General features: G+C 60.8%; 20 protein-coding genes, 1 tRNA gene and 1 pseudogene. 17 read left to right on the forward strand and 5 right to left on the reverse strand.

From position 1 onward, the window contains the following. The first annotated feature begins 15 nt into the window (after positions 1 to 15). The 7 genes and pseudogenes from lpdA to Q0K10_RS03615 all read left to right on the forward strand — a co-directional run bounded on the left by lpdA (position 16) and on the right by Q0K10_RS03615 (position 4,706). Complete coding sequence (gene lpdA, locus Q0K10_RS03585; protein WP_294503258.1) at positions 16 to 1,413, forward strand: dihydrolipoyl dehydrogenase; 1,398 nt, start codon at positions 16 to 18, stop codon at positions 1,411 to 1,413. After that, complete coding sequence (locus tag Q0K10_RS03590; RefSeq protein WP_294503261.1) at positions 1,410 to 2,114, forward strand: IspD/TarI family cytidylyltransferase; 705 nt, start codon at positions 1,410 to 1,412, stop codon at positions 2,112 to 2,114. Before lpdA ends, Q0K10_RS03590 begins: the two co-directional genes overlap by 4 nt. Beyond that, positions 2,111 to 2,515 carry a YraN family protein gene (locus tag Q0K10_RS03595; RefSeq protein ID WP_294503263.1) on the forward strand — a complete coding sequence of 135 codons (405 nt, stop codon included), beginning with the start codon at positions 2,111 to 2,113 and terminating at the stop codon, positions 2,513 to 2,515. Before Q0K10_RS03590 ends, Q0K10_RS03595 begins: the two co-directional genes overlap by 4 nt. Further along, a complete protein-coding gene (locus Q0K10_RS03600) occupies positions 2,508 to 3,221 on the forward strand; it encodes a ComF family protein (protein WP_294503265.1) in 714 nt (237 codons plus the stop codon). The genes Q0K10_RS03595 and Q0K10_RS03600 overlap by 8 nt, the downstream gene beginning before the upstream one ends. A 61-nt stretch (positions 3,222 to 3,282) precedes the next feature. Further along, a tRNA-Val gene (locus Q0K10_RS03605) sits at positions 3,283 to 3,359 on the forward strand. A gap of 104 nt (positions 3,360 to 3,463) precedes the next feature. Further along, positions 3,464 to 3,987 (forward strand): annotated as a pseudogene (locus tag Q0K10_RS03610) (LemA family protein). A gap of 14 nt (positions 3,988 to 4,001) precedes the next feature. Beyond that, on the forward strand, positions 4,002 to 4,706 hold the full coding sequence (locus Q0K10_RS03615; RefSeq protein WP_294503267.1) for a TPM domain-containing protein: 705 nt from the start codon (positions 4,002 to 4,004) through the stop codon (positions 4,704 to 4,706). 6 nt (positions 4,707 to 4,712) lie between these two features. On the opposite strand, the gene Q0K10_RS03620 is transcribed toward Q0K10_RS03615, so the two are convergent. Next, positions 4,713 to 5,633 carry a LacI family DNA-binding transcriptional regulator gene (locus Q0K10_RS03620; protein WP_294503269.1) on the reverse strand — a complete coding sequence of 307 codons (921 nt, stop codon included), beginning with the start codon at positions 5,631 to 5,633 and terminating at the stop codon, positions 4,713 to 4,715. After that, complete coding sequence (locus Q0K10_RS03625; RefSeq protein WP_294503271.1) at positions 5,634 to 8,708, reverse strand: glycoside hydrolase family 38 C-terminal domain-containing protein; 3,075 nt, start codon at positions 8,706 to 8,708, stop codon at positions 5,634 to 5,636. It abuts the gene before it with no gap. Between the two features lie 409 nt (positions 8,709 to 9,117). On the opposite strand from Q0K10_RS03625, the gene rpsP reads away from it, so the two are divergent. The 7 genes from rpsP (at position 9,118) to Q0K10_RS03660 (ending at position 13,453) form a co-directional block, all read left to right on the forward strand. Beyond that, the gene (gene rpsP, locus Q0K10_RS03630; RefSeq protein ID WP_294503274.1) at positions 9,118 to 9,531 is read left to right on the forward strand and encodes a 30S ribosomal protein S16; all 414 of its coding nucleotides are present in this window, start codon (positions 9,118 to 9,120) and stop codon (positions 9,529 to 9,531) included. A 101-nt stretch (positions 9,532 to 9,632) separates the two neighbouring features. After that, a complete protein-coding gene (locus Q0K10_RS03635; protein WP_294503276.1) occupies positions 9,633 to 9,965 on the forward strand; it encodes a KH domain-containing protein in 333 nt (110 codons plus the stop codon). Positions 9,966 to 9,986: 21 nt separating this feature from the next. Then, positions 9,987 to 10,709, forward strand: a complete 723-nt coding sequence (gene trmD, locus Q0K10_RS03640; RefSeq protein ID WP_294503278.1) for a tRNA (guanosine(37)-N1)-methyltransferase TrmD — start codon at positions 9,987 to 9,989, stop codon at positions 10,707 to 10,709. After that, the gene (gene rplS, locus Q0K10_RS03645; RefSeq protein ID WP_294503281.1) at positions 10,684 to 11,031 is read left to right on the forward strand and encodes a 50S ribosomal protein L19; all 348 of its coding nucleotides are present in this window, start codon (positions 10,684 to 10,686) and stop codon (positions 11,029 to 11,031) included. Before trmD ends, rplS begins: the two co-directional genes overlap by 26 nt. 5 nt (positions 11,032 to 11,036) lie before the next feature. Then, positions 11,037 to 11,693: a ribonuclease HII gene (locus Q0K10_RS03650; RefSeq protein WP_294503284.1), complete on the forward strand. Its 657-nt coding sequence runs from the start codon at positions 11,037 to 11,039 to the stop codon at positions 11,691 to 11,693. Positions 11,694 to 11,731: 38 nt separating this feature from the next. Next, positions 11,732 to 12,202, forward strand: coding sequence for a YhcH/YjgK/YiaL family protein (locus Q0K10_RS03655; protein ID WP_294503287.1), 471 nt, complete (start codon positions 11,732 to 11,734; stop codon positions 12,200 to 12,202). Between the two features lie 123 nt (positions 12,203 to 12,325). Then, positions 12,326 to 13,453, forward strand: coding sequence for a glycosyltransferase (locus tag Q0K10_RS03660; protein ID WP_294503291.1), 1,128 nt, complete (start codon positions 12,326 to 12,328; stop codon positions 13,451 to 13,453). Here the strand turns inward: Q0K10_RS03660 and Q0K10_RS03665 are convergent. Next, positions 13,404 to 13,928 carry a metal-dependent hydrolase gene (locus tag Q0K10_RS03665; protein WP_294503294.1) on the reverse strand — a complete coding sequence of 175 codons (525 nt, stop codon included), beginning with the start codon at positions 13,926 to 13,928 and terminating at the stop codon, positions 13,404 to 13,406. The genes Q0K10_RS03660 and Q0K10_RS03665 overlap by 50 nt on opposite strands. A 1-nt stretch (position 13,929) precedes the next feature. Continuing rightward, on the reverse strand, positions 13,930 to 16,731 hold the full coding sequence (locus tag Q0K10_RS03670; protein WP_294503297.1) for an alpha-L-rhamnosidase C-terminal domain-containing protein: 2,802 nt from the start codon (positions 16,729 to 16,731) through the stop codon (positions 13,930 to 13,932). A gap of 164 nt (positions 16,732 to 16,895) precedes the next feature. Between Q0K10_RS03670 and Q0K10_RS03675 the strand changes: the two genes are divergently transcribed. The 3 genes from Q0K10_RS03675 to Q0K10_RS03685 all read left to right on the forward strand — a co-directional run bounded on the left by Q0K10_RS03675 (position 16,896) and on the right by Q0K10_RS03685 (position 19,244). Continuing rightward, a complete protein-coding gene (locus Q0K10_RS03675; RefSeq protein ID WP_294503301.1) occupies positions 16,896 to 17,903 on the forward strand; it encodes a Gfo/Idh/MocA family oxidoreductase in 1,008 nt (335 codons plus the stop codon). Between the two features lie 82 nt (positions 17,904 to 17,985). Beyond that, positions 17,986 to 18,576: a hypothetical protein gene (locus tag Q0K10_RS03680; RefSeq protein ID WP_294503303.1), complete on the forward strand. Its 591-nt coding sequence runs from the start codon at positions 17,986 to 17,988 to the stop codon at positions 18,574 to 18,576. Next, entirely contained in the window at positions 18,525 to 19,244 is a 720-nt protein-coding gene (locus tag Q0K10_RS03685; RefSeq protein WP_294503305.1) for a hypothetical protein, read from the forward strand. Before Q0K10_RS03680 ends, Q0K10_RS03685 begins: the two co-directional genes overlap by 52 nt. Here the strand turns inward: Q0K10_RS03685 and Q0K10_RS03690 are convergent. Beyond that, positions 19,216 to 21,687, reverse strand: a complete 2,472-nt coding sequence (locus Q0K10_RS03690) for an alpha-galactosidase (RefSeq protein ID WP_294503309.1) — start codon at positions 21,685 to 21,687, stop codon at positions 19,216 to 19,218. The two genes, Q0K10_RS03685 and Q0K10_RS03690, sit on opposite strands and share 29 nt — an antisense overlap. Positions 21,688 to 21,719: the final 32 nt, after the last annotated feature.

The following is a 21,719-nucleotide window of genomic DNA, read 5'->3' on the forward strand; positions in this document are numbered from 1 at the left end:
AAGGAGAGACACACCGTGGAAAAATTCGATGTTTGTGTGATCGGCGCCGGTCCCGGCGGGTACGTTGCGGCGATTCGTGCCGGGCAGAGCGGATTCAAGACTGCGATTGTCGAGAAGGCGTTTCCCGGGGGAACGTGTTTGAATGTCGGCTGCATTCCGACCAAGACGTTGATTGCCGGGGCGGAAGTGTATGTCTCCGCGCGACACGCGGCTGATTTCGGCGTTGAGATTTCCGGCGAGATCCGGGCGGACTGGAAGAAGATGCTCGCCCGAAAGGACGAGGTGATCGGAAAATTGCGCAACGGCATCTCATCTCTGCTGAAGTCTGCGGGGGTGACGGTATTCGGCGGGCGTGGAGAATTTCTCTCGCGCCGGCAGCTGCTGGTGGCTTCCGGTGAGGCGGCAGGGCGCGTGATTGAAGCGGATCGCTTCATCATTGCGACAGGTTCGGAACCGCTGGTACCGGGATTCATTCCGCAGGGGGATCGGATTCTGACTTCTACGGAGCTGTTGAGTCTTCCGAAACTTCCGAAGAGTCTGCTCATACTTGGCGGCGGGGTGATCGGCTGTGAATTCGCCTGTCTTTTTGCGGAACTCGGGGTGGAGGTTACGGTGGTCGAGATGTTGCCGCAGATCCTGCCGCAGACCGACGGCGAATGTGCCAAGTTGCTCGCGAAGCAGATGAACGGCATGGGAATCCGGATTCTGAACGGAACGCCGCTTTCGGAGATCAAATGTACGGCGCGCGGAGTCTCCGGCAAAGTCGGGCCGGAGACGGTCAGGGCGGAGTATCTGCTCGTCTCGATCGGTCGCAAGCCGGTGACGGCGGATCTGAACCTGGCCGCTGCGGGAGTGAAGGTCAATCCCCGCGGTTTCATTGAGGTCGATGAGGCGTTCCGGACGAGTGCTCCGAACATTTTTGCAATCGGTGACGCGGTCGGGCAGATCATGCTTGCGCACTGGGCAAGCGCCGCCGCGGAGAATGTGGTCAACACCCTGCGTGGCAAATCCACGGAGTTTCCGGGCGCCATTACGCCGGGTTGCATTTTCACTTCTCCTGAAATCGGCACGGTCGGCAAAAGCGAGGAGCAGCTCAAGAGTGAAGGCGTGGAGTATGTTGTCGGCAAGTTCCCGTTCTCGGCGCTCGGAAAGGCGATGGCGATGAATCAGACCGAAGGGTTCGTTAAAATTCTTGCGGATGCGAAGAGCGATCAGGTGCTCGGGGTGCACATCATCGGACCGCATGCGACCGATCTCATCGCCGAGGCGGTACCGGCCATGCTGATGGAGATCACCGCGAAGGAGCTCGGCCGAGCGATCCACGCGCATCCGACGCTCGGGGAGGCGATGATGGAGGCCGCGCACGCGGTTCACGGTGAATGCGCCCATCTGCCGACCCGCCGGAAACGGTGAAGGTTGCGGTTGGCAAGATGATTCCTGATCTGGCTGTCATCATCGTAGCGGGCGGCTCGGCGCTGCGGTTTGGAGGCGACAAGTTGATGGTTGAGCTGGGGGGGCTTCCGGTTTTTCTGCACAGTGTGCGGGAGTTTCTGCCGGTGGCGGCTCCCGGCTCTCTGGTTGTTGTGCATCCTGCCGGGCGCGGCGGAGAGTTTCGTGCGGTGGCGGAGCGTTATCTTCCGGGTGCCGGAATTGTCTGGGCAGAAGGTGGCGCATGTCGTTCCGCCTCGGTTCGTTCGGGGCTCGCGCGGATTCCGCTTGCGGCGGGGATCGTCGCTGTGCACGATGCGGCTCGTCCGCTCGCCTCGGCCGGACTGCTGGTTCGTCTGGTTGCGGAGGCGCGGCGCAGCGGCGGAGCAATTCCCGGGAAGCCGGTGACTGATACGCTCAAACGTTGCGGCGAAACCGGCTTGATAGAGGAGACGATCCCGCGCTCGGGACTCTGGCGGGTTGAGACGCCCCAGGTGTTTGACCTCGAAAAGTTGCGTGCGGCCTATGAAAGGGCTCCTGAGGCTGATCTTACGGATGACGCCTGCGTTTATTCCATGGCCGGCTTTGGCTGCGCCGTGGTGTTGAATGAGCAAGAGAATCTGAAGATCACCTATCCTGCTGATATCGCTCTGCTCAAACGGCGGGAGTGCGAGGCGAAGGGATGAAACGCCTGCGTGCGGCTCACCTTGCGCTGGGGCGTCGCGGGGAGGAGGCTGCGGTGCGGCTGCTGCTCGCCAAGGGATATACGCTTCTTGCGCGCAACTGGCGCGTAAAGTCCGGGGAGCTCGACATTGTCGCCCGCGATGGGGCGACGCTGGTTTTCGTCGAGGTCAAGACGTTGCGGCGCGAAGGGATTTTCCGTCCTGGAGACAACTTGTCCCCGCGTCAGATGCGCCGGAATTTCCGTGCGGCGTGTTGCTATTACCGGACGATCGGACGACCGGCTCTGCCGGGCAGATTCGATCTGATAGAGGTGGTTGCCGGACGTCGGTGGATACGGAGCATTCGGCATCGTTTGAATTACCTGCCGCCGCTGGCGCCGGGGGGGAGGCGGGGGGATGTTTAGGTTTTTCCGGGGATTCGCAGCCGCGTTGAATCTGTTTCCCTGTCCGGTCTGCCGTTCCGGCGACGGAGGCGGGGCGAACCGGTTCTGCCCGGAGTGCGAGGCGCGGATGCACCGGATCACCGGAGTGCGTTGCCGGGGATGTGGGGGCGAGCTTGATACGGCGCTGGCGCTCTGCTCGGCCTGTCTCGCTGCGGAGAAGAGGCCGTGGATCGGGGCGGCGGCCGTTTATGAGTATCGTGATCTGACGCGCCGGGTGATCCATCGTTTCAAGTTCTACAATCATCCGGAACTTGCGCGTTCGTTCGGAGTCGCCGGAGCGGAACGTATGCGGGAAGAGAAGAACTTTCGTGCGGAGGTGGTCGTTCCGGTTCCGCTGCATTTTACGAGATATTACTGGCGTTCGTTCAATCAGGCGGAACTGTTCGGGGAGGTGGTCGCGGAGGAGCTGGGAATTCCGCTCTGCAATGCGCTTTGCCGCATTCGGCGGACGCGCCATCAGGCCCGGCTTTCCCGCGAGGCTCGGCGGAAGAATCCGCGCGGTGTGTTCGCCGTGCGGGATGCGGAATCGATTCGCGGGCGCTGTGTGCTGCTGGTTGACGACGTGTTTACGACCGGCGCGACGCTGGCGTCGGCGGCGAATGTGCTGCTCAAGTCCGGTTCCGGGCCGGTTTTTGTGCTGACTGCCGCGCGGACTCCTCGCAACTGAATCGGAATATTTTCCATTCCCCGCTTGCGAACGGGCGGGAAAGGTGATATATTTACGTGACGGGCGATTAGCTCAGTTGGTTAGAGCGTTTGCTTTACACGCAAAATGTCGGGGGTTCGAGTCCCTCATCGCCCACCATCCCGTCTTCTTCCCTCGCAGGGAGGTGAACTGCAATCGGCGCATAGGAGTTTCGCTGCATGAAAAAAGCCTGGATCGTCGTCGGTATTCTGGCCGTGGTGCTCATGATTTGTGTGATTTCCGCGATTTCCGTCCGCAATGGACTGATCGCGCAGGACGAAGCCGTGAGTGAGAACTGGAGCCAGATTGAAACGCAATTGCAGCGCCGTGCGGATCTGATTCCGAATCTGGTTGCGACCGTCAAAGGATATGCGCAGCACGAGGAGAAAATTTTCACGGAAGTCGCCGATGCACGTTCGCGTCTGCTCGGCGCTGTGGGAGCGCAGGCAAAAGCCGAGGCGAGTGCGGGACTCAACAGCGCGCTCGGGCGGCTGCTCTGGCGGAACGATATCCGGAGTTGAAGGCGAATGTGAATTTTATCCGGCTTCAGGATGAACTCGCCGGAACCGAGAACCGGATCGCCGTTGCCCGGACCCGCTTCAACCAGGCGGTTCGTTCCTATAACGCGGCGATCCGTCAGTTTCCCGGTTCTCTGTTTGCCGGCGGGCTCGGGCTTGAGAAGCGGGAGTATTTTGAGGCGCCGGAAGGACGCGCCGCAGTCGAAAAGGCGCCGGAAATCCAATTCTGACCGGAGGAGAACGAATGAAACGCTTGCCTGCCTGGCTGCTGGTCTGCATCTGTTTCCCGCTGCTGCTTGCGGCTGCTGATTTCAAGGTTCCGGCGTTGACCGGCAGGGTCGTCGATCAGAGCGGTATGCTTGACGGTTCGGGAAAACTGCAGATTGAAGCCGCGATCCGGAAGCTGGAAGAGGCATCCGGTGGACAGATGGTGGTCGCATTCTTGAATTCCATCGGCGATACGCCGATCGAAGAGGTCGGAATCGCGCTTGGAGACGCCTGGAAGGTGGGAAGTAAGGGAAAGGACAACGGGGCGATTCTGATCATTGTGCCTGCGGATCGTCAGATACGGCTCGAGGTCGGATACGGCTGGGAGGGCGCAGTCAACGATGCGCGTGCCGGGGATGTGATTCGTGGGCTTCAGGAGTTTTTCCGCAGGAACGATTATGTCGGAGGTGCGGTCTACGCCGTCAGCAAGGTTCAGGAATTTGTGACGGGCAAAGCGCCGGACGGGGGGAGCACTCCGCCGGAGAAGGGACGCTCTCTTCCCCTTCGAGGCCCGAAATTGTTTTTCATCGCGTTGTTTGTGGTCGTTTTTCTGCTTTTGAGCCGCTTCTCGGGGGGCGGATTCGGGGGCTTTCACTTCGGCGGAGGCCGTTTCGGCGGTGGTGGTGGATTCCGGGGCGGCGGCGGCCGTTTTGGCGGCGGCGGTGCTTCCGGCCGCTGGTGAGGCCGGTCAATACTCGAGATATTCGAGCGGCGCGATCTCCGTGAAGCCGGGGGCCGGGGCACCGGGGGTGTGCAGCAGATCGAAGAGGATCGATGCGGCGCTCCTGGCGATCTCCGGGAAGTTCTGGCGGCAGACGATGACATGGCGGTAAACACGCAGAGCGGCTGCGTCGCAGGAGTCGAAGAATCCCCCGTACAACTCGCTCCGGCTTTCCGGGAGCATACGGCTCGAATTGCCGATGACGGCGGCGGGTTTCTGCGACTCGATCCGGTTGGTGGCGGGGTAGGGGTGAAACGGTATGCCGCGGGCGGAGAGTTCATGCTTCGCGGTCTCTTCCCGCAAATGCGAGACGGGGTTGTCTCCGCCGTATTCAAGGTAGAACTCCCGGGCGCCCCATTCGAGACAGCGTTCCACAAGCCGGCGTGTTCCCGCCCGGTTGTCGGTGGTCACGACCGGGCAGGCGGCCTCCTCCCAGTAACGGTCGATCAGCACGTGCGGAATCGGCAGGGCGTTGAGCAGCCTGTTCAGCTCCGTGGTTTCTTTCAGGTCGCCCGGGGGGATGATGAGTGCGCCGTCCGCGACCTGCTGGCAGAGTTTTTCCAGCAGATGTTCGAGTCGTTCGGTTGAGTTGCCATGCAGTACAAGCAGCAGATCATGATGTTCCCGGGTTACGAATTCATCCAGTTTGATCGCTGTTTCCAGTTCGACCGCCGCTTCCGGGGAGCCGAAGCAGAACCAGATGTTGCCGGTTTTCCCGGCGGCGAGCTGGCGTGCCGGGAGATTCGGCGCATATCCGTGCTTGCGGGCGAGTTTCCGCACCAGTTCGCGGGTGGTTTTACGAACGCGCGGATCGTTCCGCAACGCACGCGAGATCGTCGAGGCGTTCAGCCCCGACAATTTCGCGAGATCGTGGATGGTGACCGACATTCAGCGAACCACCTTGAACGTGCGGATTTCAAACGGCTTGAAGGTCAGGGAGACCCTGCCGTTTTCCGGCTTCACGACGCCGTCGCGGGTCCACTCGAGCAGATTCGTCTCGACGAGATGCGTCCCGCCGGGGAGCGCAAGTGCGGCTTCGGATGTGCGCCCGGCAAGTTCAACCAGCCGGATCACAAGACACTCCTCCTTTTCCGCCTTCTTGATGACCGTAAGCGCCACGTCATTGGCTTCGATCGAGACCGGGGAGCACGCCGTCGCGGAGACGCCGGGAACGGCGAACGCGGGCCGGTTCAGTTTCGCCGCCTCGGCGCGGACGCATGAGCGGTTCAGATTCCCCGTGTGCGGCAGAAACGCGTAGGTGAAGAGATGGCTTCCCTGGTCCGCGTCCCAGTCCGGGAATTTCGGTGAACGCAGCAGGCAGAGGTCGATCGTCGTTCCGAATACCTTGTGACCGTACTTGCAGTCGTTCAGCAGCGCAACGCCGTAGTTCTCCTCGGAGAGGTCGGCAAACTTCTGACCGCAGACCTCGAAACGTGCCGCGTCCCAGCTCGTGTTGCGGTGGGTCGGACGGCGGATCGTGCCGTACTGAATGTCGAAACTTGCCTCTTCCGTGAACACTGCCGCCGGGAAGGCGACACGCAGCATTTTGCGGTCCTCATGCCACTCGGCCTTCGTCTCGAAGTCGAGCCGTTTCGTTCCTTCCGCGAGTGTGACGCGCTGCACGAGCGAGGAGTTGCCGACCTTGAGTCTGAATTCGACGCCGGAGCGAACCGCCCCCTTCCAGGCGCGCGGCGGCTCGGTGCTCTTCGCGGTTCCGAGTTTCTGCTGTTCGTAATAGATCTCGATGTCCCACGCCTCGTGATTGTTCGGGCGGTCGACGTAGAGAGAGAAGTCGTTGGCGACGGTTCCGGTCGGAAGCACTTCGCGGTTCACCTCCTTGTCGAACGCGCTTATGAGGCGGCCGTCGGCGTCGAATTCATAACGGATCAGACTGTTTTCAAGCACCGGGGCGGCCAGCGGGGAAACGGCCTTTTTCTTCGCATCGCCGCGTTTCAGCACGGCCAGTCCATTCGCGGGTACGGTTGCGGAAACGATGCTGCGGCCGTCCTCCTCCTGGAGCGGCAGTTCATTCCCGGCGGCATCGAGAACGGCGAACCCGTTCCAGCTCTCCGGCAGTACGACCGGATCGTTCTGGGGGAGCGAGAGCGAGTTCACGAGCGTGAGCGCGCTGTCATCTGCCGTGCCGAGTTTTCGGATTGCCTGTCCTATGAGTGACGCGCAGGCGGCCAGCGCCGTGGCGTGTTCCTGCTCGGTCGTCTCGTAGACCTTCCGGATGGAAGACCCGGGGATGATGTCGTGGAACTGATTGATGAGAAGAGTCTTCCAGATTTTGTCAAGTTCTTCGGCCGGATATTCGCAGAGCGGGAGAAGCGCGTTGGCGAACTCGGTCGTCGCGAGCAGTTCCTCCAGTTTGCGGTTGTTGCGCTTTGTCCGCGCCTGAACCGAGAGCGTGCCGCGATGCAGTTCCAGATAGAGTTCCCCGCTCCAGGTCGGCAGTTGGTCGCGGTGGCGGTTGAGACGTTCGAAGAAGCGGTCGGCCCGGTCGAATTTGACCTTCGGGCACCCCTCGAGATCTGCGAGCCGCAGCGCCCGTTCGACATACTCCTCCTTGGGGCCGCCTCCGCCGTCGCCGATGCCGTAGAGACTCATGAATTCATCGAGGAACCAGTTTTCGTTGAACCGGGTCTCCGCGGCGACGAGTTCGCGCGGAACGACCGAGGCATTGTAAGTGTCCTCAGGCGGAAAGTGGGTCAGCACTTCGCTGCCGTCGATGCCGCGCCAGAGGAAGGTGTGGTACGGAAATTTGTTCGACCAGTTCCACGAGATCTTCTGGGTCAGAAAGTAGTCGCATCCGGCCTTGCGGATGATCTGCGGCATCGCCGCTGAGTAGCCGAACACGTCCGGAATCCAGAGATTCTTGACTTCCACGCCGAATTCGTCCATGAAGAAGTTCTTGCCGTGCAGGAACTGGCGGACCATCGATTCGCCGGAGATGAGGTTGCAGTCCGCTTCGACCCACATTCCGCCCTGAAGCTCCCAGCGGCCCGATTTAACGGCGGCTTTGATCTCCTCGTAGAGGGCGGGATAGTACTGTTTGACGAAGGCGTAATGCTGGGGAGAGGAGGCACCGAAGATGTAGTCCGGATACTGTTCGAGCAGTCGCAGCTGACTGGCGAAGGTGCGCGCACTCTTGCGGATTGATTCGCGCACGGGCCAGAGCCAGCCGGTATCGATATGGGCATGTCCGACCGCGGCGGCGGTCATTGCCGAGGCGTTTGCGCGGCGGGAGAGAACTTTTTTCAACGCCTTTCGGGCGACTGGCGCGTTGGCCGGATTTTCCGCATAGGCGTTGGCCGCATCGCTGATCGCCATGATGATTTCGCTGGCGCGGCGGGATCTCGGCTGGAGCTGCTCGGCCAGATCGAGCAGGATTTCGACGTCGAGCCGCAGAAGCCAGAGGTCCTGGTTGAACAGCCCGAGGCGCATGGTCTGGGCAACGCCTTTATAGTTGCCGTAGGGGTAGATCGTATTGAGCGGCGGTTCGCCGTTCATCTCCATGCCGAAGAGCGAATTTGCCGCCGCCTCGATCCAGAACTCGACCTTTTCGCCGGCGGAGAAGGTGCGCGGCAGCTGATAGAGCTCCTTGCGGTAGTTTTCCCCGAAGACGGAGCCGGCGGAGAGGCCGTAGTGAGGAACTCCCTCCGCGTTGAAGATCAGCGCCTCGCCGCCGAGATTGATCGACAGGGCCAGCCGTTTCCCGGCCCAGGCGGCAGGGACTTCGCCGGTCAGATGAAACCAGCCGCTCTCCCAGGGGCCTCCCCATGTCTCTCCTTCGCGGATCGGACGAAACTCCCCGTCGAGCCGTTCGGCATAAGGAACGGGGTCGACGCAGTGGCGGAATTCCGCCGAAAGCGGCATGGTTTCGAAGAAAAACTCGTCGGCAAGCCGTTTGTAGAAGTGACGGGCGCGCTCCAGATAAAAGTCGTATTCTCGCTGCTGCATGACCGGATGTCTCCATAGGGGTTGATAAAATGCAATCGGTTGCATTTTTTATTTAAGATAGCCGTTTGTTTTTGAAAAGCAAGGAGGAGAGCGTATGAAAACAGCTTTTTTGGTGAGGGAGGCGGTTTTCGAGGACGGGAAAGCGGATTTTGAGGGTTAAAAAAATCACTTTTTTGAAGAAAACACATCTTGCATAATCGTAATCAAGCTGTTATATTAAAGATTCTTGTATCATGGACATATCGGGACTTATGGTCAATCCTCGGGCCTGTGAGTTCCGGAGAAGTGCCCGCCGCGGTTGAAAATAATAACGTGGCTGTTCCCGCGGGCGGAGATTTCTCCTGTGTTCAGCGTGGATACATGGCGATCGAATTGAAAAGCGAGAAATCGAAAAAGAGGTAAAGGTTTTATGGTCAGAGTCAGATTGAAGCGCACCGGTACCCGCAACGCTTCCTGTTTCCGGGTGGTTGTGATGGATCAGCGTTCGAGCCGGGACGGCAAGGCGATCGAGGAGCTGGGATTTTACGATCCGCGCCGCAAGGATGAGAAGATCAATGTTGAGCGCGCCGAGTACTGGAAGGGCGTTGGCGCCGAATTCAGCGAGACGGTTGAGGCGATTGTGAAGCGCGCGAAAGAGGGACGGAGTCTGAAGGACATCGTCCGGAAGCCGTCGCTCTCGAAGAAGGCGAAGGCGAAACTTGAGGCCGAGGCAGCCGCGAAGGCGAAACTTGAGGCCGAGGCAGCCGCGAAGGCGGAGGCGGAAGCCGCTGCGAAGGCCGCCGCCGAGGCGCCCGCCGCGGAAGAGGCTCCCGCCGAGGCCTGATCGGAGGGACGCGGCCCGGTGTGGCCGCTGGACGGCGACGGCGAGAGGAGAGTCAAGTGAAATCTCCCGGGTCGCCGCTGTAAATGGAAGGATGATGAAAAATGCTTAAGGCATTGTTGAACTTTCTGATCGGGAGCTCTTCCGACGAAAAGGGCGCCTCGGGTGCGAAATCCGGCGCCGTCGGCGGCGGAAGTCTGCACGATCTGGAGGGGTTTGTCAGCTACGTGGTGTGCGCGCTGGTGGACAATCCCGATGAAGTGAAGGTCCGGACCGAGGAGACGGAGGAGGGTTGCACCATCCAGATCTCCTGCCGGAAGGAGGACATCGGCAAGATCGTTGGCAAGCGGGGGAAAACCATCATGGCGATCCGTTCGCTGGTCTCCGGTGCGGCCGGCCGTCAGCGCAAGCGCGTGTCGGTGGAAGTTCTCGACTGATTGACGGTTCGGAAAGAGATCATGCGGATCGACATTGTGACGCTGTTCCCGGAGATGTTTCCGGGGCCGCTCGGTGAGAGTATCATCGGGCGGGCCGCCGCCAGGGATCTGGTGCGGATCAACGCGGTCGATCTGCGGAAATATACCGACGATGCGCGCGGAACGGTTGATGACAAACCCTACGGCGGCGGACCTGGAATGCTTATGAAGGTCGAGCCGCTGGTCAGGGCGGTCGAAGACCTGAGGGGGGATCGCAGTCTGGTGATCCTGACCTCCCCGAGGGGTGAGCGGTTTACGCAGGCCGCTGCAGGCGAGCTGGCACGAATGGAGCACTTGATTGTGGTTGCCGGCCACTATGAAGGGGTGGATGAGCGTGCGATCGAACTGGTTGTGGATCGGGAGTTCTCGCTGGGGGATTTTGTCCTTACGAGCGGGAATCTCGCGGCCATGGTGATGGCCGATGCGGTCGTCAGGTTGCTGCCGGGGGTGCTCGGCAGCGATGAGTCGAGCGTCGACGAGTCGCACTCGTCGGGGTTGCTCGAATACCCGCAATATACGCGGCCTCCGGAGTTCCGGGGGAAGAAGGTGCCGGAGATTCTGCTCTCCGGCGACCATGGGCGGGTCGATGCCTGGCGGCGGGCCCAATCGGAACGGCTGACCCGGGAACGGCGGCCGGATTTATGGGAAATTTATTTGAAAACAATGGAGGAAGGTTCAAATGAACATACTCGACAAGATTCGTAACGAACAGGTGAATCCGGAGCGTCACCAGTTCAACATCGGCGACACGATCAAGATTTCCGTCAAGATCGTCGAAGGCGGCAACGAGCGTATTCAGCAGTTTCAGGGCACGGTGATCGCGCGCCGCGGCCAGGGGATCGAAGAGACCTTCACGGTTCGCCGGGTTCAGGCCGGCGAGGGCGTGGAGCGTGTTTTCCCGATCAACAGCCCCCGCATTGCGAAGATCGAAGTGATTCGCCGCGGCGATGTCCGTCGTGCGAAGCTCTTCTATCTGCGCGACAAAATCGGTAAGGCCGCCCGCGTCAAGGAACTTCGCACGAAGTAACTTCCTTGGACGGGTTTCTGACCGAATCTGACGAGCTCCTCCGCCCGGAACGCGAGTGCTGGGCGGAGGGGTTTTGCTTTGTCGCGGGGGTTGACGAGGTCGGGCGCGGACCGCTGGCCGGGCCGGTGGTTGCGGCGGCTGTGGTGCTGCCGCGCGGAGTGGCGCTGCCGTGCGTGAACGATTCGAAACAGCTCTGCGAGAGTGCCCGGGAGGAGCTCAATGCGGCGATTTTTGCTCTGCCGGGCGTTCAGATCGGGATTGGTGAGGTCGATGTCGGAACGATCGACCTCATGAACATTTTAAATGCGACGCATCTGGCGATGCGGCGGGCGGTCGAGCAGCTTCGGCAGGCTGATTTCATTCTTGTCGACGGACGGCCGGTGAAAGGACTTCCGCTGCCGTCACGAGCGATGGTGAAGGGAGATGAGAAGTCGGCCAGCATCGCGGCGGCCAGCATTGTTGCGAAGGTTCATCGTGACCGGATGATGGTTGAACTTGATGCGGTTTATCCGCAGTATGGATTCGCTTCACACAAAGGGTATGGGACAGCGGAGCATCTGGAGGCGCTCCGGAAGTACGGGGTCACGCCGGTGCATCGCAGAAGTTTTCGTCCGGTGCGCGAGATATTGACGCCCCCTCCGGAACAGCCGCTGCTTTTTTGACTGGTTGAGAAAATCGGAGAAATGCAAGGGAGGACATCATGATTTTCGATTCGCTGAACAATTTTATGCAATATGAAAAGCTCGCCCCGGCGGCATGGGAGAAGATTTCGAAGTTTCTTGCCGGTTGCACCGGGGAGACTGCGGCCGGACGCTACGAAATCGACGGTGATCGGATTTACGCTTCGGTTCAGGGGTATGAGACGCATGAGCCGGATCCGGACAAATTGGAGATTCACCGGAAATATGTCGACATCCAGCTGCTGCTCGCCGGAAAGGAGTCGATCCTCTGCCGCCCGGTCGCCGGGTTGAAGGAGACGGTTTCTTATGATGACGGGAAAGACATCGCTTTCTATCGCGCGGCGGAGGGAAATTCGGTCACGGTGACGCTTGAGCCGGGAAATTTCGCCGTGTTCTTTCCGGAGGAGGGGCATATGCCGGGGTTGGTCTGTGCCGATGCCGGGCGCAGTGTCGTCAAGGTCGTGGTGAAAATCGCCGTGACCGAGTTTTGAATCCGACGGCATCGGAAGTCCGGGAAAATCCCCGTGCATTTGTAACCGCGGCTTGTAAATGGGCCGCGGTTCATGTATAGTCTATCCAATCAGTCAAACGAAAATCGAACGGGGGCGGAAATTTTGAGGGTCGATCACGAGCGTCACGTGGCTCTGCTGCACTACTGGCTGCTGACCATGCGCGGCGGGGAACGGGTCTTTGCCGAATTGTGCGGGATGTTCCCCGGGGCGGATGTCTACACGCATGCGTGCAACCGCGCCCGGATTGTGCCGGAGATCACCGTTCATCCGATTCATGAGTCGCTGATTGGTCATCTGCCGGGGGGGCGCCGCTTTTGTCAGTGCTGTCTGCCGCTGATGCCGTTCGCTCAGAAGAGATGGGATTTCTCCGGATATTCGCTGATTGTGAGCAGCGAATCCGGGCCGGTCAAGGGAATCCGCAAGCCCTCCGGCTGCCGCCATATCTGTTACTGTCACACGCCGATGCGTTATATCTGGGACATGTACGACGACTATTTTCGTCGTGCTTCCCTGCCGGGCCGGGTGGCGATGCGGTTATTTCGGGAGCCGATGCGCCGGTACGATCTGAAGTCGGCGGAGTGCGTGGATCAATTCGTTGCGAATTCCCGGTTTGTTGCCGGGCGGATCCGGCGGATTTACGGCCGGGAGGCTGAAGTGGTTTATCCGCCGGTCGACACCGTTTTTTTCGGGAGCGGGCAGGAGCGGGAACGGAGCTTTTTTCTGCTGGCCGGGCAGTTGACCGGTTACAAACGTCCGGATCTGGTGGTGCGTGCCTTTTCCCGGCTGAACGAGCGCCTGGTGGTGGCGGGCGCGGGCGAGGAGCTGCCGCGCCTGCGGGCGATGGCCGGACCGAATGTGGAGTTCGTGACAGCTCCGGACGACGAGGCGTTGCGCGATCTCTATACCGGAGCGCGCGCGCTGATTTTTCCGGGGATCGAGGATTTCGGCATCGTTCCGGTCGAGGCGCAGGCGGCCGGCTGCCCGGTGATTGCGTTCCGTGGCGGCGGCGCACTCGAGAGTGTGGTGGAACACAAGACCGGGCTCTTTTTCGATGAACCGACGCCGGAATCCCTTCTGGAGGCGGTCGAAACATTCAGGGGATATCGTTTTGAGTCGGAGGAACTCAGGGCGAACGCCGCGCGTTTTTCCCGGGAGCAATTCCGGGCGCGGATGGCTCTTGTCATCCGTGGCGATGGCGGCGAAGGAGGAAGTCCACGATTTCCGCATTGAGTTTCGGCATGGGGTATTCGAGGATCGTCCGTTTTTTCCAGTAGATCAGCCCGAACGACAACGCGATGGCGGCGAATGCCGCGGCGTAGTTCTGCCACGAGTAGAACTCCCAGCCGAACGGGATTTTCCACACTGCGGCGGAGAAGGGGCGTCCGTATTCCACACCCCAGTCGCTGCCGGACCCGAGCAGGTCGAGCAGATAATGCAGATGCAGCAGCGCAAAATAGACGATCCATGCGACGACTCGCGGCCGCGAGAAACACGCCATCAGCGTTGCCGGCACGACTGCGAAAGCGAGATTGTGAAGCAGCACGTGATGGATCTCGTAGTACATCTTCCAGCCGCCGAGGAGTGAGAGCCCGTCGAGGTCGGGTGCGGAAGCGGCGATCATGCAGAAGAACCGCTCCCGCGGACCGAACGACGGAATGACGTTCCCGCAGATCCAGCCGGAAAGAATGTGAGTGGGAACGTGCACGCTACATGGATTCTCCATTGAAGATGACTTCAAAATCGGCGTGGGTGTCGTTGCTGAGATATTCGAGTTCGACGCCGGCCGGGGCGGTCGCGGTGATGAACAGTTTGTCTCCCTGTTTTTTCCACGCGGTTTCCACGCGGCCGTGGACGGTCGGCCGGGCGCCGGCGGCATATTCGAGTCCGGTGATTCTCGGCGAGATCCGGAATTTCTTCGCGCCGGGTGCGGCGGGGAGAATGCCGAGCAGCAGCCGAGGCAGGAAATAGAGCGGTGCGGCGGACCAGCCGTGGCAGTGGCTGCGGGTCGGGAACTCGCCGACATTGAGCGCGTCGGGATAGGTTTCCCAGACGGTGGTGGAGCCGAGTTCAAGCATGGGCAGGTAGTCACGGCGGATCGCCTTGAGGATTTCGTTTTCCATGCCGATCTTTTCGAGCGTTTCGTAGAGATAGAGCGAGGCGAAGGGAGAGCCGACCTTGATGAGTTCCGGTCGCGGAGTCACGGTGTTGGCGCGGGCGGCGGCGATGTGTTCCGGAGAGGCGATGTCGTAGAGCAGCGCGAGCATGCTTGTGTGTACGGAGGCGTCTTCGGAGACGGTTCCGTCGGCGTGGATGGAGTCGGGCCAGGCGAGTTTGCGCGAATCCCACATCGCATTGACCGCGCTTTTCAGCGCTTCGCGGCGTTCGCGGAAAGAGTCGACGGGTTCTTCGAGGGCTTCTCCGAGTTCGATCGCTGCGTTCAAGGCTCCGATGAGGAACATGGAGTTGTAAAGCAGAATCGGGTGGTCGGATTCGGTTTTGCTCCAGTCGAAGAGATTCCAGTGTTCGCCGCTCAGGAGGCCGGTGGCGGGGTCGATCATCGACTGTGCTCCGTCGAGATTCCGGACGACCATCGGCCAAACTTCGCGTCCGAATGCGAGGTCGCCGGTTTCGGCGCAGTAATCCTGAACCGAGATTCCCCACATGAAGCTCCAGACCGGGATCAGGCAGCTCCAGCCGGAGGGAACCTGGCAGCCGACCAGCGGCAGGCGCTCGAGCGACTGTCCCGCAAGCCGGATACAGCGGCGCACGAGATCGTAGGCTCCGTAGGTGGACATGGCGAAGAGGCTTTCGTTGCGGGCGTCGCCGACCCAGAGGGTCTGTTCGTAGAGCGGGCAGTCGGTGAAGGTGTCCTCCATGCAGAGTTTCAGCGTCCGGGCAGAGATCTCGTAGATGCGGTCGAGCCGCGGGTCGCTGCAGTGGAATTCCCCTTCCGGAATCACGGGATAGGTCGATTCGATCAGCCGCGCGAGCTGGATGCGCACCGGTTTCGTGGCGTTCCGGATCGTGAGGAACAAATATCTTCCGCTGCGGCGGCGCATGCTGCTGTACCGGTTGTATCCTTCCCGGCAGATGTAGCGCATGAAGTTGCGGTAAATGGCTCCGGTATGCTGAAGCCTCCCGTCCGGCAGAATGTATTCGACCGCCGAAACGTCGAGGATGGTTCCGGCTTCGGCGAAGAGTGCGAAATTCCAGAAGCCGACATCCTGTTCTCCGAGGTCATAGCACAGTTCGATATCGCAGCCGGGAACAGGGTTTACGACCGTACAGCAGTCGTCGTTGTAGATCAGCGCGTTGGGATTTTCCACATCGCCGGGTTCGAGCGGCAGGGGTTTCCGGTGCAGGAACGCCTGGTTCGGGTCGGCTGCAAGTTCGGATCGGTCGAGCATCCGGGGGGAGGGGAAACGGTTGCGGAACTCTTCGACGGTCCGGATCGCCAGTGCTTCGGCACTGATGCGGTTGAACTGTTCACGCCGTTCCTTCCCGATTCCATCCGCCCACGGGAACGGAATGTCCTCCGCCAGCCGGGCGATTTCAGGAAATTCGAACATGGCGATTTTATCGCTGCTGTCGTAGAAGTTCCGGAGCGTGACGCCCGCATCGGCGGGGAAGGAGACCTCACAGATCGGCTGGTGTCCCCAGAGTTTTGCAGCCGCGGCGACAAACAGGTTGTTGCCGGCATTCAGCGAGACTTCTCCGTTGAGATCGGATCGTCCGTTCACGCTGACCCTCATATTTTCGAGCCCGAGGTGGACGATCTGCGACTGCGGCGACTCGACGATGAATGCTGCCAGGAACGGCAGGAGATTGCCGTTGTTGACCGTGGTGTCTCCGGGGAACAGCAGTTGCTGTACGGGAAACGCAAGCGTGAGCGGTTCCGGCTGAACGCGATGTCCTCCGCAGAAACGGCGGAAGAGAGACTCCCGGCGGGAAAGCTGTTTGCAGTCGCGCTCGTGCAGGCCGCGCCACGGTCCGGCCTCCGCCCCGCAGATCACGGTGGCGGGCTTCCACTCCATTCCGGTGACTCTGGACGCATCGAAGAGTTCGAGCGGCGGCTGTTGAATGCTTGCCTTGACCGTGTTTTCCACCCATTGCGGCATTTTTGCGGCGAACCAGCTTTCGTCCGTGACGATGCGCTGATCGGGGTTGACGAGTTCGAGTTGAGCGAGGAGTCCGGCCCGCTGTGGAATCTGATGAAACGTTCCGCAGCCGTAGTAGCGGACGGTCGCCTCGATCTGATTCACGCCGTGCCGCAGGCAGCCGTTCAGGTCGTAGATGTCGTACTGAAAGTGTTCCGGCCATGCGCGCGCGGGGCCGTCTCCGAGCCACTGTCCGTTGACTTTCAACCGGTAGTAGCTGTCGGCGGTGATGAGCAGCTTCGCCGATTCCGGAAGTTTTTCAAGCCGGAATTCGCGCCGGAAAACCGAACAGAGATTATAATTGCGCCCATCGGAGTTGTCCGACCAGATCCAGGATGCCGAAATGTCCATGATATGTGCCTGTCCGTAAATAAAAAGTGGAGATCATTTTCGGTTAATATAGCCTGAGCCGTTCCCGGTGTCAAACCGGCCGGTTCCGAAAATTTGCATTCCGGCAGGATGGCTGTATCTTATGAGGAATGAATGCAACGGAACCGGGAATTCGAGGAGGGATCATGCTGAACTGGGGAATCATCGGAACAGGGCGGATCGCCGGGACTTTCATCCGGGCGCTTCTGGCGGGATCGAGCGGACGGCCGTTGATCGTGCTCGGGCGCGATCCGGAGCGGACGCGGCGATTTGCCGCGGAACACCATGTGCCGGAATCGACCGTGAATCTCAGAACACTGCTGCTTGATCCGCGGATCGACGCGGTCTATGTCGCGACGCCGCACGTTTCGCATGCCGAGCTTTCGATCGCCGCGCTGAAGATGGGAAAACCGGTGCTCTGCGAGAAGCCGATGGCTCTGGCCTCCGCCGACGTGGAATCGGTGCTGGAGACTTCGCACAAGTGCGGAAAACTGTTTCTGGAAGGGTACATGTACCGCTGGCATCCGCAGACCGCGAAGCTCGTGGAGCTGCTGCGCGCCGGGGTTGTCGGCGAGATCAACATGATCGAGAGCGCGTTCGGTTTCGCCGCAAAATACAATCCCGCCGACCGGCTGTTCGATCCGGCGCTCGGGGGCGGGGCGATCCGGGATATCGGAGGTTATCCGCTTTCGATGGCGATGCTCGTGGCGGGAGCTGCGCTCGGGCGGGAGCCCGGTGCGCCGGAGCGGTTTCTCGCAGGCGGGGTGACGGCGCCGGGAAACATCGACCGTTCCAGCTGTGCGATCGCCGTCTGGGGTGGACGAATTGTCGCGCAGCTCTCCTGTTCGCTGGGGGCGACGCTGGACGCCGCTTTGCGGATCCATGGTTCGCAGGGGCGGATCGTCGTTCCGGATCCGTGGGTCTGCAACCGGACCGAACCGGAGACCGGTTTGATCCGCATCGAGCGTGATTCCGGCTGCGAGGAGATTCTCATCCCCGCCGACCGCACCAGTTTCGGTTATGAGGCGGACGGCTTTGCCCGTCTGCTGCAATCCGGTGCGCGCGAAGCGGTTTCCGCCCCGTTCCGCATTGCGGAAAGCCGCGCATTGAACCGGCTGCTCGACGAATGGTTTCAGGCGGTTACCGCGAAATAATTCATCGCTTGCGGACTTGCTTCCTGCCGTATTCTCCATTATATTGATCGGTGGAGATGACATACAGGGAGGACGTTCAAGTATGGAACAGTGTTCGAGCATGTTGAAAAACAGTTGCGATCCGACCGATCCGAATTCCTATTCCGGCAGCGACAGTGAGCGGATTCATCAGGCGGCCCGGGCGGCTTTCGGCGCGGGTGTGCTACTGCGGATTCCGCCGCGACGGCCGCTGGAAACGGAGGAGTTCCCGCGCGATTACTGGCTGATCGATACGGCGATTCTGCTGCCGGAAAATGCGACGTTGATTCTGGATAACTGCCGGATCCGGCTTTCGGACCGCTGCCGCGACAACTTCATCCGCAGTGCAAACTGCGGGCTCGGTGTCACGGAGGTGCCGCCGCTCCGGAACATCCATATTCTCGGAATCGGGAATGCTGTGCTCGAAGGAGCGGAACATCCGCGTGCAACCGGGGACTCCGTGAAGCAGCTCGGGTTGCAGACGTTCGGAACGGATGCGGACAAAACCGGCGAAACTCCGACCGGCGACTGGAGAAACATCGGGATTCTGCTGGCGAACGTTCACGATTTCTCCATCGCAATCTCACGATCCGGGATTCTCACATGTGGGCGGTTTCTCTGGAATACTGTACGGAAGGGCACATCCGCGATCTGAATTTCCGTTCCTCCGGAAGCCGGGTCATCGACGGAGTTGCACGGAGGATTCTGAACCAGGACGGACTCGACCTGCGGCGCGGCTGCCGGAACATTGTGATCGATACGATCACCGGGACGACCGGCGATGATCTGGTGGCGCTCACCGCGATTTCGCGGGAGCCGCACCTCTGCGGCGAGCCCGGATTCAGTGAGGTGTGTTCCCCGGGGATGGCCGGGATGAGCGAGGAAATCAGCGGCGTGATTCTTCGCAATGTCATGGGGCATTGCGTCTGTGGACACCACATCGTCCGGTTTCTGAACACGGGAGAGATCCGCATGCGGAACATTCTGCTCGACGGTGTGATCGACACCTCCCCGGAAGGCCTCCGCGATTGCGCCGCCGTGAAGATCGGAGACGTGAATCCGGCCTGGGGCGGCCGGACGCCGCTCGGCAACACGTCGGAGTTCCTGATCCGGAACATCCGGTCAAATGCGGAGCGGGCGATCTTGATCGCCGGCTCCCTCACGGACTCCCTGATCGACGGCGTTGTGAACGGCAATCCCGGCGCGGAACCGGTTTCCGGGCGGAAATTCACCCGGAATGTCCGGATTCAGGCGGTGCTGACCGCAGGCGAAGAGACTCCGGTTCCCGAACCGTCTAGCTGTTCAGGCGGTGATAGAAGATGAGGCCGCTTGACCGCGGTTCGGCGAGTTCGACCGGGAGTCCCTGCGTCATGAGTTCTTTCCCGCTCATGATGAACGGTTCGAAACGGTTGTCCGCATCTTCCAGACGGTATTTCGCGTCGGGTTCGAGACCGCGCAGCCGGATGTCGGCGGCGCGATAGGGGCTGTCCACTCCCCGGAACGCTTCGAGAATGCCGCGTCCGAGGTCGGGCCGGTCGAACTGCAGCAACGTCCAGTTTCCGGTGGCGGCATGGAATGCGTCGAGACAGTAGTAGTCTCCGGAAAAGCACTCCTTCGCCCGCAAATATTCATGGAGCCGCGCTCTCAGCCACTCGTGCGGATACTCCATGGTCAGCGGGCGATAGGCGTACATGAAGTAATGAACGACGAGCCCCGGTCCCATCGAGGCGCGGAAGTTGTAGGTGTCGTTGCCCATCTGATTCTGCACTCCGAAGCTGAACGCGGGCAGATAGTGCGACAGCCCGGCAACATGGGTGAGCTGCCACTCGGGATCGAATCCGTCCGAACACTCCATGTCGCTGGCCCAGAGCGGAAGGCTGTACCGCAGCGCTTCGAATTCAAGCCGTCGCCCGCCGGAGGCGCAGTTGTCGATCACGACCCGCGGGAATTTTTCCCGGATCGCCCGCCAGAGCCGGTAGAGCCCGGCCACGTAGCAGATCTCATTTGCTCCGCGGCGGTTCGGCGCATCATTTTCCCGCCACGGGTCCAGCGGTGAGATGTTGAAATCGATCCGCAGGATGTCGAGCGAATTTTCCTCAATCAGGTTCGACAGCGTATCGAAGCACCACTGCCACGCATCGGGGTCGCCGAGATTCAGGAGCAGGTTTTCGCCGGTGGAGGCGGACTGGAGGAAGTACTCGGGGTGGCGGTGAAAGATCTCCGCATTTTTCACTGCGCGTTCGGGTTCGATCCAGAGCAGCTGCTTCATCCCTGCCGCGTGGGTGGCTGCGGAGATATTCCGGAGTTTGTCCGGCAGAATCGCCGGGTTGAATTTCCAGTCTCCGGTGTTCCGGCTCCAGGTGGAGTCGAATTCGTCGGGGCTGTACGATCCCGGCGGCCCGTACCAGCCGGCGTCGATCCAGTGAAGCTGGAACGGCATTTTGCGTGCGACGATGTTTGCGATCCGGTCGAGATGCTCCTGTTCTATCATGCCGCCCCAGTTCGCGCTGGAGAGCGGCGGTTCGGCGATTTTGCCGTCGATGCGCGGCTGAATCTTTTCCCGCAGATACCGGCGCCAGAGATTCACGCCATGTTCCGTGCCGCCGGTTTCGTTCCAGACGAGGGCGATCGACGGCAGATCGAGCCGTTCGCCGGGTTCGAGTTCGAGATCGATCATTTCGATTCCGGCGGAGATGATGATTTCGGCGGCTTTGCGGCGAGGGGTGACTTCCGCGCGCCACTGACCGGCCCAGCCGACGGCGATTCGCAGATTGGCGTTGTCGTCCGTGAGATCGAAGCAGGGCAGCCATTCGACGGAAGGACGCCCTTCCGTCGCGCCGAAGCGGATTGTCGTATCGGCATCCAGGAAAGTATCCACCGGCGTGAAGGAGTTGCGGAACGCCCCGCTGAATCCGGCGGTGCCGGCCATGTGGAAACTGCCGTGCCGACGCTTCAGGGTCGCATGATCCATCGCCGCCTCGAGATGGAGGGAGTCGACCCGGGTGAGGCGCGGAGAACGGACTCCGGTCGGGTTTTCAAGGGAGACCTGATACTCCAGTACCGGCAGATCGCGGAACCGTTTCATTGTGATTGTCAGGCGCAGCCCGGCTTCTTTCCCCCCCGAGGTCAGGGTGTAAAGCGTGTGGTCGCCGCGTTCTTCGCAGGTGCGTTCGACTCCGTAACGGCGATAGAATTCCGCGGCGTCGAGTGTCCCGAACCGGAAGTCGACCGGCAGCTTCGTTGCGGCGCGGAACGACGTTTCCCGGGTTCCGAGCCGGATTGTTTGCCCGGAACAGGTTGTGACTTCCGGCGCACACCAGTCGACATTGGCCAGATCGATTCCCTCCGGGGAGTTTACGACCAGATCGAATTCCGTCGCTCCACCGAGCTCCGCCTCGACGGGGATTCCGCCGTCGGCGTAGCGGACCGGGGGTGTTGCGGCGATGCACGTTCCGCCGGCTTCCACGGAAAAAAAGGCCGGAGAGATTCGATCCGGGGCGCTGTCCGTGGCGGAATTCCGTTCGATTCCCGCCGTGGCGCGGAAGCTCCGCAGCGGTTCCGGCGCGGTGATGCGGATCCGGCTCGGCGAATGGGTGCCGAATCCAGAATCATATTCAGAGTCCCCGACCTTCAGCGGGCCGGAACCGGTCAGGCTCACCCCGCGCATCAGAACTCCCCAGCCCTGCTCGATCTGCTCACTGCGGCAACCCGCCGCGCCGCCCTCCGCGAGTTTCCGCAGAAGATCCGTGTTTTTCATGGTTTCCATCCGGCACCTCCGAAAATGTTTTGTCATAATGA

Source organism: uncultured Victivallis sp., from assembly GCF_944391105.1.
GTDB lineage: Bacteria > Verrucomicrobiota > Lentisphaeria > Victivallales > Victivallaceae > Victivallis.